Origin of the sequence: Ideonella flava (assembly GCF_051857595.1) — a bacterium.
In the GTDB taxonomy this organism is placed as follows: domain Bacteria; phylum Pseudomonadota; class Gammaproteobacteria; order Burkholderiales; family Burkholderiaceae_C; genus Ideonella.
The window spans coordinates 335,084-351,589 of the sequence record NZ_JBPZHD010000003.1 but is presented as its reverse complement, the minus strand read 5'-3'; the positions used below and the strand labels follow the sequence as shown (position 1 = coordinate 351,589).

General features: G+C 70.4%; 8 protein-coding genes. 2 read left to right on the top strand and 6 right to left on the bottom strand.

All coding sequences use genetic code 11. The annotated features are described in order from the left end of the window. Positions 1 to 13: 13 nt before the first annotated feature. The 6 genes from ACS5PM_RS08325 to ACS5PM_RS08300 form a co-directional block, all read right to left on the bottom strand. Positions 14 to 6,733, bottom strand: coding sequence for a response regulator (locus tag ACS5PM_RS08325; protein ID WP_439387129.1), 6,720 nt, complete (start codon positions 6,731 to 6,733; stop codon positions 14 to 16). 41 nt (positions 6,734 to 6,774) lie between these two features. Continuing rightward, positions 6,775 to 9,267: a TonB-dependent receptor gene (locus tag ACS5PM_RS08320; RefSeq protein ID WP_439387128.1), complete on the bottom strand. Its 2,493-nt coding sequence runs from the start codon at positions 9,265 to 9,267 to the stop codon at positions 6,775 to 6,777. Between the two features lie 167 nt (positions 9,268 to 9,434). Beyond that, complete coding sequence (locus ACS5PM_RS08315) at positions 9,435 to 9,752, bottom strand: non-heme iron oxygenase ferredoxin subunit (RefSeq protein ID WP_439387127.1); 318 nt, start codon at positions 9,750 to 9,752, stop codon at positions 9,435 to 9,437. 7 nt (positions 9,753 to 9,759) lie between these two features. Then, on the bottom strand, positions 9,760 to 10,242 hold the full coding sequence (locus tag ACS5PM_RS08310; RefSeq protein WP_439387126.1) for an aromatic-ring-hydroxylating dioxygenase subunit beta: 483 nt from the start codon (positions 10,240 to 10,242) through the stop codon (positions 9,760 to 9,762). Position 10,243: 1 nt separating this feature from the next. Then, positions 10,244 to 11,503: an aromatic ring-hydroxylating dioxygenase subunit alpha gene (locus ACS5PM_RS08305; protein WP_439387125.1), complete on the bottom strand. Its 1,260-nt coding sequence runs from the start codon at positions 11,501 to 11,503 to the stop codon at positions 10,244 to 10,246. 25 nt (positions 11,504 to 11,528) lie between these two features. Further along, complete coding sequence (locus ACS5PM_RS08300) at positions 11,529 to 12,515, bottom strand: 2Fe-2S iron-sulfur cluster-binding protein (RefSeq protein ID WP_439387124.1); 987 nt, start codon at positions 12,513 to 12,515, stop codon at positions 11,529 to 11,531. Between the two features lie 99 nt (positions 12,516 to 12,614). On the opposite strand from ACS5PM_RS08300, the gene ACS5PM_RS08295 reads away from it, so the two are divergent. Together ACS5PM_RS08295 and ACS5PM_RS08290 are read left to right on the top strand one after the other, a co-directional pair. Further along, on the top strand, positions 12,615 to 13,535 hold the full coding sequence (locus tag ACS5PM_RS08295; protein WP_439387123.1) for a LysR family transcriptional regulator: 921 nt from the start codon (positions 12,615 to 12,617) through the stop codon (positions 13,533 to 13,535). A gap of 113 nt (positions 13,536 to 13,648) precedes the next feature. Beyond that, positions 13,649 to 16,486 carry a type VI secretion system Vgr family protein gene (locus ACS5PM_RS08290; protein WP_439387122.1) on the top strand — a complete coding sequence of 946 codons (2,838 nt, stop codon included), beginning with the start codon at positions 13,649 to 13,651 and terminating at the stop codon, positions 16,484 to 16,486. Positions 16,487 to 16,506: the final 20 nt, after the last annotated feature.

The window sequence follows — 16,506 nt, the reverse complement described above, 5'->3', positions numbered from 1 at the left end:
CGGGCGCGGCCGATCAGGTGCCGAGTCCCCCGGGCAACAGCGTGGACGGTTCGTCCCAGGCCGCGAGTTCATCGATGACCGCATCGAGCTGGCGGCCGAGACCGAGCAGGAGCGGCTCCAGCGCCACCGCCTCGGCGCCGGCCTGCATGGCGCTTTCGAGGCCCTCCGCGGCTTGGGCCAACGCGTAGGCGCCCACGGTGGCCGACACGCTCTTCAGGTCGTGTGCCAGGCGCAGCGCCTCGTCCGGGCGGCCAGCCTCGCGCGCGGCCCGGAAGCGGGTCACGAAATGCGCCTCGCGCTCGCGGAACATGCGGACCAGGCGCTTGTAGAGCCGTTCGTTGCCATCCAGGTCCTTCAGCGCCCGGGCGCGATCGATGCCGCCGGGCGTTGCGTCCTGGGCCGCGGCGGGACGAACGTGGCGCGCCAGCGTGGAGAACATGTCCTCCACGTTGATGGGCTTGGCGATGTGGTCGTTCATGCCGGCCTCCAGCGCCTTCTCACGGTCGCCCACCAGCGCGTTCGCCGTCATCGCGATGACCGGCAGGTCGTGCAAGCGGGGCTGCCGGCGAAGCGCGCGGGTGGCGGCGTAGCCGTCCATCTCGGGCATCTGGCAGTCCATCAGCACGGCGTCGAAGCGCTCTCGGGACAGGCGCTCCAGGGCCTGCCTGCCGGTGCCGGCCACGGTCACCACGATGCCGGCGCCTTCGAGCAGGTCTCGCGCCAGCTCCTGGTTGATCTCGTTGTCCTCGACCAGCAGGATCCGCGCGCCGGCCAGGGCCTGGCGGTCTGCCGGCTGCCCGTCGCTGCGCCGTGCCGCGCGGGGCGCCTGCGCGGGCGGATGGCCGACGGCCTGCAGGCAGGCGTCCAGCAGCATCGACGGGGTCACCGGCTTGCACAGCGTCGCGGCGACGTTGAGCCGCTCGGCCGACAGGCGGCGGGCGACCTCGTCACGGCTGAAGGCGGTGGTCATCAGCACCGTCGCAATGGCATGGCGCAGTGGCGTGTGTGTCAGCCGCTTGATGCAGTCCACGCCGTCGAGCACCGGCATCTTCCAGTCGAGCAGCAGCAGGTCGAAGGGCTGGTGCGAAGAGTCGGCCTGCGCCACGGCCTGCGCCGCGTCCGCGCCGTCGCGCGCCTCGGCGGCGCGCAGGCCCATCTTCCTCACCATCTCCACCAGCACCGTGCGGGCGGTGTCGTTGTCGTCGACGACCAGCACGCACGCGTCCTGCAGCCTCGGGTTCGCCTGTGGCGCCGGTCCGGCCTGCGGCACGACGGGCAGGCGCAGGCTGAAGTGGAACCGGCTGCCTTCGCCGGGCCGACTCTGCAGGCCCATGGTGCCGCCCATCATCTGCACCAGGTGCAGGCTGATGGCCAGGCCCAGCCCGGTGCCGCCGAAGCGCCGGCTGGTCGAGGAGTCGGCCTGCGCGAAGGGCTTGAACAGCCTTTGCTGCTGCTCGGCCGAGATGCCTATGCCGGTGTCGCGCACCTCGAAGTGCAGCAAGGCCGAAACAGAGTCGCGCTCCACCACCTCCACGCGGATCACGACCTCGCCGCCTTCGGTGAACTTCACGGCGTTGTTGCCCAGGTTCAGCAGCACCTGCCGCAGGCGGGACGGGTCCCCCACCATTTGCAGGGGCAGGTCCGGCGGCATGGCGAACACCAGCTCGATGGCCTTCTCCGAGGCCTTGAGCGCCAGCACGTCGGCCAGCTGGTCCATCACGTCGGCGAGGCTGAAGGGGATCTCCTCGATGTCGAGGTGGCCGGCCTCGATCTTGGAGAAGTCCAGGATGTCGTTGATGATGCCCAGCAGCGACTCCGCCGAGAGGTAGACCTTCTGCACGTAGTTGCGCTGCACGTCGTCGAGCCGGGTCTGCAGCGCCAGGTGCGACATGCCGAGGATCGCATTCATCGGCGTGCGGATCTCGTGGCTCATGTTGGCCAGGAAGTCGCTCTTGGCGCGGTTGGAGGCCTCGGCGACCTGCCGGGCGGCCTGCTCCGCCTCGGCGCGCTTGCGCTCGGTGAGGTCGAGCACGAACGAGATCCCCTCGCCCCTGGAGCCCTGCAGCAGCACCCCGCCCACCATGGCCGGCACGCGGCTGCCGTCCTGGCGGATGAAGTCGCGCTCGTAGGTGGGCGCGTGCCCCGTGGCGAGCAACTGCTCCAGCAGCTGCGCTTCCAGGTGCCGGACCTCCGGCGGGGTGATCCTCGACCACTCGACCCGGCCCGCCGCGAGGTCCTCTCGCGTGTAGCCGATCAGCTTCAGGAAGGCGTCGTTGGCGTCGATGATCCCGCTGATGCGCCAGAAGAAGATGCCCATGATGCTGGAGTCGACCAGCTGGCGGATGCGCGCATCCCGGTCCTGCAGGTCGGCATAAAGGCGGGCGTTCTCGAGCGAGATCGCGGCCTGGGCGGCCAGCATGTCCAGCAGCGCCACGCGCTGCGCGTCGAAGGCGTGCGGCAGCAGCGCGTTCTCCATGTAGAGCACGCCCACCAGGCGCGACTGCTTCATCAGCGGCAGGCACAAGACGGAGCGCGGCTGTCGCCGCACGACGTAGGGGTCGGCCGAGAACGGAGGTGCCGCGGTGGCATCGTCGAGCACGATCCGGCTGCGCGTGCGGCCCACGTAGTGCAGGAGCGACTGCGGGAGGTCCTCGGGCCCCGCGGCCGCGCGCCGAGCCGCCACCGTGACACCGGACGGCCCGGTGCTCGCCTCGGCCTCGATCTCCAGCCGGGCCCCTCGGGCCAGCAGCAGCAGGGCGCGGCTCGCGCCGGCGTGTTCGACCGAGATGAGCAGCAGCGTCTTGACCAGCTGGTCCAGGATGATCTCGCTGGACACCGCCTGGGCGGCCTTGACCGCGGTCTGCACGTCGAGCTGGGCGGTGCTGATCGCCGAACGGGAGCTGACCGGTGCGAGCAGGCGGCGATGCTGTTGCTGCAGCTGGCGCAACTTGCCGTGGGCGCCCCAGCGTTGCCAGGCATCGCGGGCATCGCGCAGCAGGCCGGCCGCGACGGTGTCCAGGCCCCTGGCGGCGTAGCAATGCGCCGCCACTTCGCAGGCCACGGCCTCGCTGGGCAGGAAGCCCTGCTCGCGCGCGGCCCGGATGGCCTGCTCGTACAGGCGCTGGGCATCCTGATCACGCCCCTCCAGCCGGGCCATCTCGGCGCGCACGAGGCAGGCCCGGGGCGGTCCGCTGTCGGGGTTCTGGCTGGCGAAGCGGTCCAGCCATTCGGCGTGGACCCGCAGGGCCTCGAGCTCGGCCGAAAGCGAGGGAGGCGGCTTGCCGGCCCACTGGGCAGCCCGCGCCAGGGCGGCGTAGTAGTGGAACTCCACCTCCTCGAAAGGCGTGAGGGTGGTGAACATGTAGTGCGCGGCGCGGGCGGCAGCCTCCAGGGCGCCGGCCGCGTCGCCGGCCAGGAAGCGCGCCTGCAGCTTGCGGATCCAGTACCAGGCTGCCGGCGAGCGCAGCCTCTCGTCTTCCTGCAGCTCGCGCTCGTAGGCCGCCTCGTCGAGCTGCTCGCTGCCGAAGGCCACGAGGCTGGAGGTCAGCCCGCGCAGCGCCCGGATGAAGCCGAGCTGCGACTGGACGGACGCGACGACCTGGTTGAAGTAGAGCTTGCGTGCGAACGCGAGCACTTCCTCGCCGTAGGCCTGCACCTCTTCCAGCGGGTCGTCCAGCGTCAGCCGGTGGGGCACCAGCAGCAGCCGCGCGTAGAGATCGAACACCAGGTCGCCGCTCTCGCGGGCGGCGCTCACGGCCTTCTCGCCATAGGCCACGCCGGCGCGGAAGTGGTCGGTCCACGGGCTGCAGGCCTCGGCGAAGCTGGTGTAGATGCGCCCCTTGAAGCGGCCCAGGTCGCCCTCCACCAGCGCCACGGCCAGCAGGCCGAAGCGCCGCCCGGCGGCGTGGTCGCCGCGCTCTTCGCGCAGGATCAGGTTGAGGTAGGCGTAGGCGATGCAGGACCCGTCGCTGTTGCCATGCTCCAGGCTGAGGTTGACGATGCGGCAGATGGCCAGCCGGAACAGGTTGGTGTCGGTGAGCAGGAACGGCGCCAGGGCCGCCGTGAGCACGTCCACGGTGGGCTTGTGCACCGGGTGCGTCATGGCGGGCAGGCGCGCCAGGTCCTCGATGTGCAGTCCCTGCAGCCGCTGCCAGAGCACCTCGTAGTCGGGCTGCAGCTGCTCGTCGGAGGGGTGCTTGTCCCACGCGATGCCGACCTGCCGCAGGAAGTCCAGGCTCACCTCGACCGCCCGCGGGTTCTGGTCCAGCGCCTGGTACAGCGCCAGCCTCAGCCCGGCCACCGCGGCGCTTTCCGCCACACCGCGCGCCTTTCCGACCAGGAGCGCCAGGCGCTCCTCGGCGACCTGCATCGCGCCCGAAAGGAATTCGCACTCGGCGCGTTGCAGCTCGAGCGCGAAGGCCAGGCCATGGTCGCCGGCCCACGGGTCGGCCGGCAGCAGCGTGCAGCCGGTGCTGAGGTAGGTGAGGGCGGCCGCGTAGGCGTTGGCCTTGCGGGCGCGGGTGCCGGCCAGCAGGTTCAGCCGCGCGGTGTCGTGGCGCTCCGCCTCGTCCGTGAGCAGCTGCACGCCACGGTTGAGCTGGTTGACGATGTCGAAGGCCTGCGACTCCAGCTCGGCCTCGGGCGTGTGCCGGCGCAGCAGGCGGCCGACGCGAAGGTGCCCGCGGGGGCGCTCGTCAGCCGGGATGAGCGAGTACACCGCCTCCTGCACGCGGTCGTGCTGGAAGCGGTAGGCGCCGCCGAGATCCATGACGAGGTCGGCGATCTCGGCCACGCGCATCCTTTGGCGGATCGCCTCCTCCGGCAGGCCCGACACCGTCTCCAGCGTGGCGACGCGCGCCGCGTTGCCCACGCAGGCGAGGCCCTTCAGCAGCCCGAGGGTCTCGGCCGGCAGCCGGGCCACCTTGCCGACCAGCAGGTGCACGACGTTGTCGGTCAGGTTGCGTGCGCGGATGCGGGCGAGGTCCCAGTGCCAGTGGCCCGCGGCATCCCGCGAGACCAGGCCATCCTCCGCCAGCGTGCCGAGGAACTGGATGGCGAAGAACGGGTTGCCGCCGGTCTTGGCGTGGATCAGCCCGGCCAGCGGCCGCGAATGGGCCCGCTCGCAGTGCAGGGCATCGGCCGTCATCGCCTCGATGTCCTCGGCGGCCAGGGGCGCGAGGACGATGTCGTCCACCCGGGTGCCGGCCTGGCGGATCGCCTGCAGCAGGTGCATCAGCGGATGCGAGGCCTCGACCTCGTTGTCGCGGTAGGCGCCTATCAGCAGCAGGTGGCGCACGCCGGCGTCCGTCATCAGGTAGCCGATGAGGTCCAGCGTGGCGGCATCGAGCCACTGCAGGTCGTCGAAGAACAGCACCAGCGGGTGCTCGGGCCGGGCGAAGACCTCGATGAAGCGCGCCAGCACCCGCCGGAACAGGTTGGGCGTCTCCATCGCCGGCACGTCGGCCAGGGGCGGCTGCGGGCCGATGATCGGCTCCAGCTCGGGCACCAGGTTGACGATCAGCTGGCCATGCGGATCCAGCGCCGCCCGGAGGGCCTCGCGCCAATGGGCGATCTCCGCGTCGCTCTTGACCAGCAACTGGCCGACGAGCACGCGGAAGGCCTGCACCAGCGTCGCATGGGGGATGTCGCGCTTGTACTGGTCGAACTTGCCCGAGGCGAACAGCGCCCGCGCCGGCACGAGCGCCCGGTGCAGCTCGCTCACGACCGAAGACTTGCCGACGCCCGAGAAGCCGGACACCAGCACCAGCCCGGGGCTGCCTTCGGCCACCATGCGCTCGAAGCTGGCCAGCAGCGCCTGCACGTCGGCGTCGCGGCCATAGAGCTTCTCCGGGATCAGCAGGCGCTCGGGCACGTCCTGTCTTCCGAGCTCGAAGGCCTCGATGCGGCCGGTGGCATCCAGCGTCGCCTGCGCCTGCCGCAGGTCGGCCTGCAGGCCGGCGGCTGTCTGGTACCGGTCTTCGGGGGCCTTGGCCAGCAGCTTCATCAGCACGCCGGACAGCCCGGGCGGCACGTCGGCCCGCTCGGCCGGTGGCACCGGGGCGCGGGCGATGTGGCAGTGGATCCACTCCAGCGGATCGGCCGCCGAGAAGGGCAGCGCGCCGGTCAGCATCCGGTAGAAGGTGACGCCCAGGGAGTACAGGTCGCTGCGGGCGTCCACCGAGCGGTTCATGCGCCCGGTCTGCTCGGGCGCCATGTAGGGCAGGCTGCCGGCGATGACTTCGGTGGGCACCGGCAGCTGGCGCTCGCGCGGCATCAGCACGGCCAGGCCGAAGCCCGTGAAGCGGATGCCGCCGTCGCGGGCAACGAAGACGTTCGCCGGCTTGATGTCCTTGTGCAGCAGGCCCTTCGCATGGAGCTGCCCGAGCGACTCGGCCATGCGGATGGCCAGCGGCAGGAACCGCCCCGCCGGCAGCGGCGCGTCCAGCAGGGTGTCGAGGGGGACGCCGTCCGGATCGTCGAAGACCAGCGCGGTCCGGCTGTTCACCTGCAAAAGGGCGACGGGCTGCAATGCCCAGGCGGGATCCAGCTGGGGCGCCAGCAAGAGCTCGTGCGACAGGGCCTCCAGGCTGGCCGCCGACAGGTGTTCGCCGGCCGGCGACAGCAGCAGCACGCGGCGATCGTCACGCCTTCGCCTGCCCCGGCGCAGGACCAGCTCGCCTCGGGGGTGACCGGGGCCCTGCTGGTCTACGGTGTATTCGCTCAGGTCCGACATCGGCGGTCTCCAGGCGGCGATGCCGACGGGCGGCGGGTGGGTCAGAACCGGGCGGTCAGCTCCAGCGCGACGGACCGCGGCGGTGCGAAAAGGCCGAACTGGTTGGCGGGGGTGCCGGTCTCCCCTCCGGAGGGGCTGCCCGTGCCGGACTGGTCGAAGGCGGAGCTCACCACGAAGGTGTTGCCGAGGTTCTTGCCGATCAGCGCCACCTGCCAGCGGTCGTCGGCAGCGGCCAGGCGCACGGCGGCATCCACGTTGACGTAGGAGGGCTGCACGGCCAGCGGCTGGCCGAAGGGCGAGACCGAGTAGGAGCTGCTGTAGCGCACCCGCGCGGACAGCCCCAGCGCCATCGCCGGCCCGAGCGCCTGGGTATGGTCGGCGCCGAGGCTGGCCGTCCACAGCGGCGCATTGGCGGTGGGCCGGCCGCCGAGGTCCTGCCGCAGCGCGCCGTTGGCGCCTGTGGGCAGGCAGCCCTCGGCCTGGGTCTGGCCGGCATAGCAAGGCGCGATGTAGTCACGGTAGCGGGCCAGGTTGTACTGGGCCGATCCGGTCAGCTTCAGGCCGCTGATGGCGGGAGGCAGGTACTCGGCCGCCAGCTCCACGCCCTTGACGACGGCCGAGCCGGCGTTGGTGGTCTCCAGGCTCAGTCGCTGCGCGTCGTAGAAGTCGATCTGCAGGTCCGAGTAGCGGTAGCGGTAGGCATCCGCGCTCAGGCGCAGCCGGTTGTCGAGCAGGGTCGCCTTGGCCCCGAGCTCGATGCCCTTGACGCTCTCGGGCCCGAAGGCCAGGTCGGCCAGTCCGTTGCCGAAGGCCGAGATGGTGGCGCTGTTGGAGAAGCCGCCCGACTTGTAGCCCGTCTTGTAGCCGGCATAGACCGTCAGCTCGCTGGAGGGCTTCCAGCTCAGCGTGGTCGCCGGCGAGAAATCTTGGAACTTCTGGTCGGCGTCCAGCCGGGCACCGGGCGGGTACACCACGGCGAAGCCGGGGTTCACGTAGGGCTGCACGAAGTACGAGGTCTTGCGCTCGGCGGTGTAGCGCCCGCCCAGCACGTACTCCCAGCCGGGCATGAAGTTCCAGCTGAGCTGCGCATAGGCGGCGGTCGTACGGCCGCGCGTGGCCGAGTCCTTCGAGAAGGCGAGGTAGCGGTCGGACGGGGCGGCGGCGGAGTTGTCGGCGCCGAACAGGGCCGAGCCCTGCGCGAACTCGAGCTTGGTGCCTTGCAGGTACAGCCCGCCCATGAAGTTCACCGGCTGGTCGAAGCTGGTGTTCAGGCGCAGCTCCTGCGAGTAGGCGTGGTAGCGGTCGTGCTCGTCTGACCAGATCGCCGGCGTGGCGCTGAAGTCGTAGTCGGACAGCGCCGAGTAGTCGAAGTGCTGGTAGTTGGTGATGGAAGACAGCGTCACCTGGCCGAAGCTCTTGTCGGCCCGCAGCGTGAGGCCCTGCGACTCATAGAGGGTGTAGAGCTGGCCGCCGTAGCGGTTCATGTAGGGCCGCGTCGCAGCGATGTCGGCCGGCACCGGGTTCTGCCGCACCGAGAAGCCTTCGCCGCAAGGCTCGCCGTTGCTGTCGTTGGGGCAGATCCACAGCCGGTCGTTCCAGGAGGTGGAGCCTGAGCGGCGCCGGTCGGCGCTGGCCTTCAGGGCCAGCTCCAGCGTGGGCTCGGGCTTGTAGGTGGCGGTCAGTCGCGCGGCGAGCACGCGCTCGCGCGGCAGCTCGCCCGGCGACGGCGCAGGCACGGCATGGGTCGCCACTTCGCCGCTCGCCGCATCGACGGTGGTGTAGGTGCCCGCCGGCGCCTCGTTGCTGACGTACCCGCCCTGCATGTCGCGGGCATTGACCGCCAGGCGCAGGCCGACGCCCTCTCCCACCGGCCCCGAGACGACGAAGCCCAGCATCCGCTCGTCGGCCTTGAACTCGTAGCCCAGGCGCGCCATCAGCTCGCGCTGCCGACCGGGGTTCTCGGTGGTGATGGAGACCACGCCGGCCGTGCTGTTCTTGCCCCAGTACAAGGCCTGGGGGCCCTTGAGGATCTCGATCTGGGCCACGTCGAAGAAGGATTCGTCGATGACCCGGCCCTGCCCGTAGTAGACGCCGTCCACCACCACGGCGACCGACTGCTCGATGCCGATGCTGGAGAAGTTCGGGCCGATGCCGCGCAGGCTGATGCTCGCCCCGGAACCGCTGTTGCCGCGGGTGATGATCAGCCCGGGTGTGAGCGCGGCGGTCTTCTCCAGCGAGGAGACGTCGAAACGCTCGACCTCCTCGGTGCCGAGGGTGACGACGGCCGCGGGCACGTTCTGCACGTCTTCGCGGACCTTGCGGGCGGTGACGATGATGCGTTGCAGCCCGGCGTTCTCATCCGCCGTGGATTCCGGTGCGGCCTCGGGCTTCTCGGCCGCGGCGGCTTCCGGAGCCACGCAGGCCAGCAGCGCCCACATGGAAGCCCGCACGGCCGCGGCCGATGCCGACTGGCCCGGCATGGCGCGTGATGGCGACGCTTCGCTCCCGGCATGCGTGAAACAGCTCCGCGGCATGCGGCGATCTTGATCCTGCGGGCGCACCCGGCGCATAGGAGATGCCCTAGGGCCTGTCGTCGTGCGCTGCATCCCCGGAACACCCCGGCGCGGGCGTGATTTAGCGCTAACTGGCCGTCACGCCCGCCAGCCTCCGGCGGGTCGGCGCCCGGCCGGATCGGACCCGCTCAATCGAGCTGCAGGTAGACGCGCTGCCCTTCGATCTTCACGGGGTAGCTGCGCACCGGCTCGGTCACCGGGTCGCAGGTCGGGCGGCCGGTGCGCACGTCGAACTTGCCCTGGTGCAACGGGCACTCGATCTCGTGGCCTTCGAGGAAGCCGTCGCACAGGCGGGCCTGGCCATGGGTGCAGACGTTGTCGGTGGCGTACACCTCGCTGCCCACGGTGTAGATCGCGATGTCGCGGCCGTTCACCAGCAGGCCCATCACGTCATCGGTGGGCAGCTCGGCGGCCGAGAGTGCATCGGTCCAGAGGGTGTCTGTCATGGCCGCCTCAGAGGGGATAGATGATGGAGTTGGGGATCATTTCGCTGTCGTAGATGCACTCGCGGCGGGCGAACTTCAGCCCCTCTGCCGTGCGCACGACGGTGTCGAGGTAGCGGCCGACGTTGAACACCGTCGACGCATCGGACAGCTTGGTGCGGAACACCGCGTAGTTCGCCTCGCAGCGGATCCCGCCGGCCTCCACGGCCCGGATCACCGGCGTGCCGACCACGTGGCGCTGGTAGTACGGGTCGTGGAACAGCGTTTCCTTGATGCCGTAGACCCGGTCCTTCAGCATGCCCTTGCTGGTGAAAGACAGCGTGGCCAGCGGGAAGCCGCGCTCGTGGTTCTCGCGCGGCTGCAGGCGATAGACGCAGTCCTCGGTGAAGAACCCGGGCCACAGGTCCCACTGGCCCGAGTCGACGGCACTGGCGTAGTCGGCATACAGCTGCGTGAGCGCGAGCCAGTCCTCGAAGTTGATGTTGCTGGCCATCTCAAGCCTCCATCACTTCACGCCAGTAGCGGTACATGCCACGAATGAGCGTCTCGGTGACCATGTGTTCCGTGTTCTCGACCTCGCGCCCGCCGAGCTCGGCCAGCGTGCGGTGGAAAGGCTTGCTCTCGAAGGCCTGCTGCGAGAACTCGATCACCTCGCCGTCGTCGGCCGAGACGAAGCCGGCCGGGCCGAAGAGGTTGGCCTGGCGCAGGCGGCGCTCGGTCATCTCCTCGCTGTCGTCCTCGAAGCCGAAGTGCGTCCAGACGAAGTCGAAACTGCCGTGGCCACTGGGCTGGATGTGGCGGGTGGAGACGCTGTTGACCTGCTGCTGCAGGATGACGCTGGGGAAGATGGTGGTCATCACCGCGGTCGGTCCGTTCCACCAGGGCTCGGGCACGATGTCGAGGAAGCTCGGGTCATGGAGCTGCATGCTCTCCTTGAAGCTGGAGACCTGCGTGACCTGCTCTGACTTGCCCGCCGTGCCGCGGGTGCTGATCATCGCGGCGTGGCGGTGCTTCCCGTCCATGCGCAGCTGCGACTTGTTGTCGGCGCGCCAGAGGCCGAAGGTGACGAACCAGGTGTGCAGCAGGCCCGGGTGGTACGGGTCCTTGATGTTCTCCTGCATCAGCTTCCAGTTGCCCGGGATGCGCTGGCGGTTGTAGCCCAGGAGCTTGAGCCGGCGGCCGTTGAACAGGCGATCGAAGTAGCCGAGGATGGTCGGGCCGAGGAAGTCCTCGAAAGCTTCGACGTTCTCGTCGAACGAGGCGAACACCACGCCGCCGCGCACGGCCACTTTCAGTTTCGTCAGCCCGTGCTCGCTGGTCTTGAAGTCGGCCGGCATGCCGCCGTGCACCTGGCCGTCCTGCTTCACGCCGCGGCGAAAGGGCACGCCCTGCAGATCGCCCTTGAGCGTGTAGCTCCACTGGTGGTAGGGGCAGACGAAGTCCTTGCGGTTGCCATGGCGCTCGCGGCAAAAGCGCATGCCGCGGTGGGCACAGACGTTCTCGACCACGTGGATGCCACCCTCGCCATCGCGCACCATGATCACCGAGCGTTCGCCCACGACCGTGCGCTTGAAGTCGCCCGCGTTCGGCACCTCGGCCTCCAGGCCCACGTAGCACCAGTGGCCCTTGTAGAAGAAGCGCTCCAGCTCGCGCTGATACAGCTCGTCGCTGGTGTACGCGAGAAAGGGGATGCGGTGGGTGCCGTCGCCTTCCCACTGGGGGCGGATGGGAAAGATGGTCGAGGGAGGGGTCATGCGGGACTCCTGGGCTGTCGCTTCGTCAGGTGGCCTGGGTGTAGAAGGCGTCGGCGTGGATCTGCGATGGCGCGATGCCCTTGCGCCGTGCCAGCAGCGTGGCCGCTTCCACCATCGGAGGCGAGCCGCAAAGGTAGGCGCGCCAGCCTTCGAGCCGGGGCAGGTCCTCGGCGATCGCCTCGGTGACGAGCCCGCAGCGGTGCTCGCGCGGGTCGCCGCCCGAGGTGACGACCATGTTCAGCTTCAGGCCGGGATGCCGGCGCTCCAGCGTGGCCAGCTCATCCAGGCCGTAGAGATCTCGCGGCGAGCGCACGCCGAAGTACAAGTGCACCGGGTTGCTCATGCCGCCTGCCACGGCCCCGCGCAGGATGGACAGGATGGGCGCCAGACCCGTGCCGCCGGCCACGCACAGCATCGGCCCTTCATGCTTGCGGCGCAGGTAGGCGGTGCCCAGCGGGCCGCTCACGCGCACCGCGTCACCCGGCTTCAGGTCGTTGGCGATGTAGCCCGACACCCGGCCGCCGGCCACGACGCGCACGTGGAACTCCAGCGTCGAATCGCCGGCCACGCCGGCCATCGAGTAAGGGCGCACATGCTCCGGCGTGAACTGCAGCTGCGCGTATTGCCCGGGCGAGAACTCGATGGGCTTGGCCGGCTTGAGCACGACGCGCCTGATGTCATGCGTCAGCGACTCCACGGCCTGCACCGTGGCCTTGACGATGCGCGCCGGGTGCACCACGACCTCGTCGGGCTCCGGGATCTCGATGGTGCAGGGCTCGGTGAGGAAGGTCTGGCAGGCCAGCACGTGGGCTTCGCGCCCGTCCAGGGGGTTCTGCGCAGCACGGCCCGAATCCAGCACCTCGCCGTCGACGACCCGGCAGCGGCAGGTGCCGCAGCGGCCGGCCATGCAGCTGTACGACATCGGGATCTGGGCGTGGCGCAAGACCTCCAGCAGGTTGGCGCCCGGCTGGACCTCGATGGTTCTCTGCAGGGGCTGGATCAGCACTTCCATGGGCCGCATCGTCCGCCCCCGGTGACGATCAGCCAAGGGGATTGGCGATATATGCTGTATCACCCGCAGTGATGATGGCGGTGAGGCGGAAGGCTCGGCATGGAACTGCACGAACTCGACCTGAACCTGCTCGTGGTCTTCAACCACCTGCTGGCGGAGCGCAAGGTCTCGAAGGTGGCGGAGGTGCTGGGCATCTCGCAACCCGCCGTCAGCAACTCGCTGGCCAAGCTGCGCAGGCTCTTCGGCGACGAGCTCTTCCTGCGCACGCCCAAGGGCATGGAGCCCACGCCTTACGCCGACCAGCTCGCCGAGTCCGTCAGCTATGCGCTGGCCATGATCCACAGCGGTGTCAACCAGCGCACCAGCTTCGACCCGGCCAGCGCAAGACAGGCCTTCACCATCGGCATGACGGACATCGGCGAGATCTACTTCCTGCCCGCGCTGATGGAGCGCCTGCGCCGCGAGGCGCCGGGCGTCACCCTGAGCACGGTGCGCAACACCGCGGTCAACCTGCGCGACGAGCTGGAGGCCGGCAAGGTCGACCTCGCCATCGGCCTGCTGCCGCAACTCAAGGCGGGCTTCTTCCAGCGCCGGCTTTTCTCGCAGAGCTACGTGTGCCTCATGCGCCGCGGCCACCGCCTCGACAAACGCAAGATGACCCGGGCCGAGTTCTCGGCCGCCGAGCACCTGGTCGTCATCTCTGCCGGCACCGGCCACGGCAAGGTGGACGATGTGCTGGAACGCGGCGGCGTGCAGCGCCAGGTGCGGCTGACCGTGCCGCACTACGTGGGCGTCGGCCACATCCTTCAGGGCTCCGACCTCATCGCCACCGTGCCCGAGCGCCTGGCCGATCGCCTCATCGAGCCCTTCGGCCTGAGCAAGACGCCGCACCCGGAGCGACTGCCGGATGTGGCCATCAACGTCTTCTGGCATGCCAAGTTCCACCGCGCGCCGGCGAACCGCTGGCTGCGCGGCGTGGTGTTCGAGCTCTTCGCCGACCAGCAGGCCGGCGGCACTTGATCCCGCGCCAGCCCCTGCGGCGTATCCGCTTGTAAATCCGGGGCTGGGAGCTTGCGCGCTGCTGCAACAATCCCGCCTGCCACTGAGCTAACAAGTCACAAGGGAGGACTGCCATGGCACCGCTGGACCCTCTGGCAGGGCAGGCCCTGGCCGCGCTGTCCCCTTTGCCGCTGATCGCCGAGCAGGATCGCCTGCTGCAGCTGCGCACCGCGCTGCCCGCGCTGTGGCTCGTGCCCGAGCAGATGCGGTTGCACGAGGGCCTGGGCGAAGCCTTCGAGCTCACGTTGCAGGTGCTGAGCACCTCGGCCCACGTGGACATCCGCGCCTTGATCGGCGAGGAGCTCACGTTGCGCCTGCGTATCCCTGGCAGCGGCTACCGCAGCTGGAACGGCTACGTGCTCGCTGCCGCGCAATCCGGCAGCAACGGTGGCCTGGCGCGCTACGAGCTGGTCGTGCGACCGTGGCTCAGCCTGCTCGCGGCACGCATCAACCACCACGTCCACCGGGCCGATCAAACCGCCCTGCAGATCGTCGAGGCCGTCTTCGCGGAGTACCCGCAGGCGAACTGGCGGCTGGAGCTCTCGCCCGACACGATCGCGGCGATGCGCGTGCGGCCGCTGTGCATCCAGTTCGGCGAGTCCGATCTCGACTTCGTGCGGCGGCTGCTGCTGGAAGAGGGCCTGCTGTTCCGCTTCGAGCATGCCGATGCCGACGTGTCGCAGCCCTCGCCTTCGGGCCGGGCGCAGCACGTGATGGTGATCACCGATCGCCACAGCCGCGGCCCCGAGCTGGGCCTGCTGCGCTACACCCAGCCGCGGCCTGGCGAGGCGTCGAGTGGCGGCATCAACCACCTCGCGCTGCAGGCCCAGGCGCCGCTGGCCGGTGCCGCGGTCGGCCATTGGGACGAGCGCGCCTTGCATGGCCGCGCCGCGCAGTCGGGCGAGATGGCGCGGCCCCAGCACTACGACGGCGCGGCCGGCGTCCTGGCCGACTCCGCCGGCGCCCAGCGCGCGGCGGATCAGGTGCTGGCCGCCAGCGAGCTGGGCGCGCGTCGCTACGCCGGCGCGGGGCAGGAGCGCCGGCTCGAGGCCGGTGGCCGCTTCACCTTGCTGGAGCATCCGCTCGGGCCGCTGGACCTGCAGCTGGTGGTCGTCGAGCACTGGGCCTTGAACGACCTGGGCGAGCTGGTCGACGGGCATTCCTCCGGCCGCGCCGGCCAGGGCCAGTACCGCGTGCACTTCGAAGCCGCTGCGGCCGAGCTGGCGCTGGTGCCGGCGCGCCCGGCGCGGCCCCGGTCGCCGCAGTTGCTCACCGCCCGCGTCGTGGGCCATGAGCGCGCCGTCCTGAGCACCACCCGCGACCTGCGGCTGAAGGTGCAGTTCGACTTCCAGCGCGGCGTGCGGCCCAACCGCGGCGGGCTGGCCTGTCGGCCCGCCGTCTCGACGGGCGCCGAATCCAACGGCAACGCCCCGGGCAACGAGCAAAGCGGCACCTGGCTGCGCGTGCTCGTGCCGCAGGCGGGGCCCGACTGGGGCTGGGTGCTGCCTCCGCGCATCGGCGCCGAGGCGCTGGTCCATTTCCTCCACAGCGACATCGACCAGCCGGTGGTGGCCGGTGGGTTGCACTCGGGCGAGCATCCGCCGCCGTGGTCCGCCGGGGTGGACTCGGGCGTCAACCATCCCGGCACCCTCAGCGGGCTGCTCGGCCTGACGCTGGATGGGCAGGCGAGCCAGCACTGGCTCCAAGACGATGCCACCGGCCAGCTGCGCATGCGGCTGCACAGCAGCCAATGGGGGAGCGAGCTGTCCTTGGGCCACCTCATCCAGCAAGGCGTGCACTCGGCACAGCGTGGCGCCTGGCGCGGCGCGGGTTTCGAGGCACTGACCCGAGGCTGGGCCGTGGTGCGCGCCGGCCGTGGCCTGCTGCTGACCACGCAACTGCGCCCCGGCACCTACGGCTCGGCCCAGGGCTGCCAGATGGACGCGGCCGAGGCCTTGGCGCGCCTGAATGCTGCACGCGAACTCGGCCTTCGCCTGGGCGATGCGACGGCGGCCTTGGGCGCGCAGGGCTTGCGCAGCCATGCGGACAGCGAAGCGCTGCACAAGCTCGCCCGTGCCATCGACCCCGCGCAGGACGGCCGCCACCCCGACTCGGTGAACGGCCAGGACGCCGTCTCGCCGGCCGATGGCCGCGCCGGTGCCGGCCAACCCGTGCCCGCCTTCGCCGAGCCCATCGTCGCGCTCGACAGCGCCAGCAGCCTGCTCGCGGCCAGCGGCGCGAGCACGCAGCTGTACGCGGGCCAGGACCTGAGCCTCACCGCCCAGGGCGACCTGCACCACGCCGCCGCCCACACCTACTCCCAGGTCAGCGGCCGGGGCGCGAGCCTGTACACCCACCAGGGCGGCATCGTCGCCCACGCCGCCAACGGCCCCGTGTCCGTGCGAGCCCACACCGATGCGCTGCAACTGCTGGCCCAGCAGGGCATCACCGTCAGCAGCGTCAACGACGAGATCCGCCTGTACGCCCAGGACAAGATCACCCTCGGCGGCGGCGATTCCAGCATCGTGATGGACGGCCCGGACATCACCTTCACCACGCCGGGCACCTACACCCAGCACGGGGGCAGCCATGCGTTCCTGCCGGGGGCGAGCGCGGCGGCGGCCATCGATGACCTGCCCACCGGCACGGTCGAGGCCCTGGAGAACTGGCTGGACCTGGGGCTGTACGGGTGGATGGGCGCCCCCATCGTCGGTCGCCGCTACACGCTCACGCTATCGGATGGATCGCAACGCCGCGGCACGCTCGACGCATCGGGCCAGGCCCATGTGCCCGATATTCCCGCCGGTGGCCCGCACCGGGTCGACTACGAGAACCCGCCGCTGTCTGACGATCCGCCGCCTTTCACGCTGGCGGACCTCGCCAGTGCCGTCAAGCGCTACGTCGGCGCCTGAAGCCGACCCAGGAAGAAACG

What these genes read in the sequence shown, in the direction of transcription:
- ACS5PM_RS08325 (WP_439387129.1), bottom strand. Translation starts at nt 6,733, where the DNA reads ATGTCGGACCTGAGCGAATACACCGTAGACCAGCAGGGCCCCGGTCAC.
- ACS5PM_RS08320 (WP_439387128.1), bottom strand. Translation starts at nt 9,267, where the DNA reads ATGCCGCGGAGCTGTTTCACGCATGCCGGGAGCGAAGCGTCGCCATCA.
- ACS5PM_RS08315 (WP_439387127.1), bottom strand. Translation starts at nt 9,752, where the DNA reads ATGACAGACACCCTCTGGACCGATGCACTCTCGGCCGCCGAGCTGCCC.
- ACS5PM_RS08310 (WP_439387126.1), bottom strand. Translation starts at nt 10,242, where the DNA reads ATGGCCAGCAACATCAACTTCGAGGACTGGCTCGCGCTCACGCAGCTG.
- ACS5PM_RS08305 (WP_439387125.1), bottom strand. Translation starts at nt 11,503, where the DNA reads ATGACCCCTCCCTCGACCATCTTTCCCATCCGCCCCCAGTGGGAAGGC.
- ACS5PM_RS08300 (WP_439387124.1), bottom strand. Translation starts at nt 12,515, where the DNA reads ATGGAAGTGCTGATCCAGCCCCTGCAGAGAACCATCGAGGTCCAGCCG.
- ACS5PM_RS08295 (WP_439387123.1), top strand. Translation starts at nt 12,615, where the DNA reads ATGGAACTGCACGAACTCGACCTGAACCTGCTCGTGGTCTTCAACCAC.
- ACS5PM_RS08290 (WP_439387122.1), top strand. Translation starts at nt 13,649, where the DNA reads ATGGCACCGCTGGACCCTCTGGCAGGGCAGGCCCTGGCCGCGCTGTCC.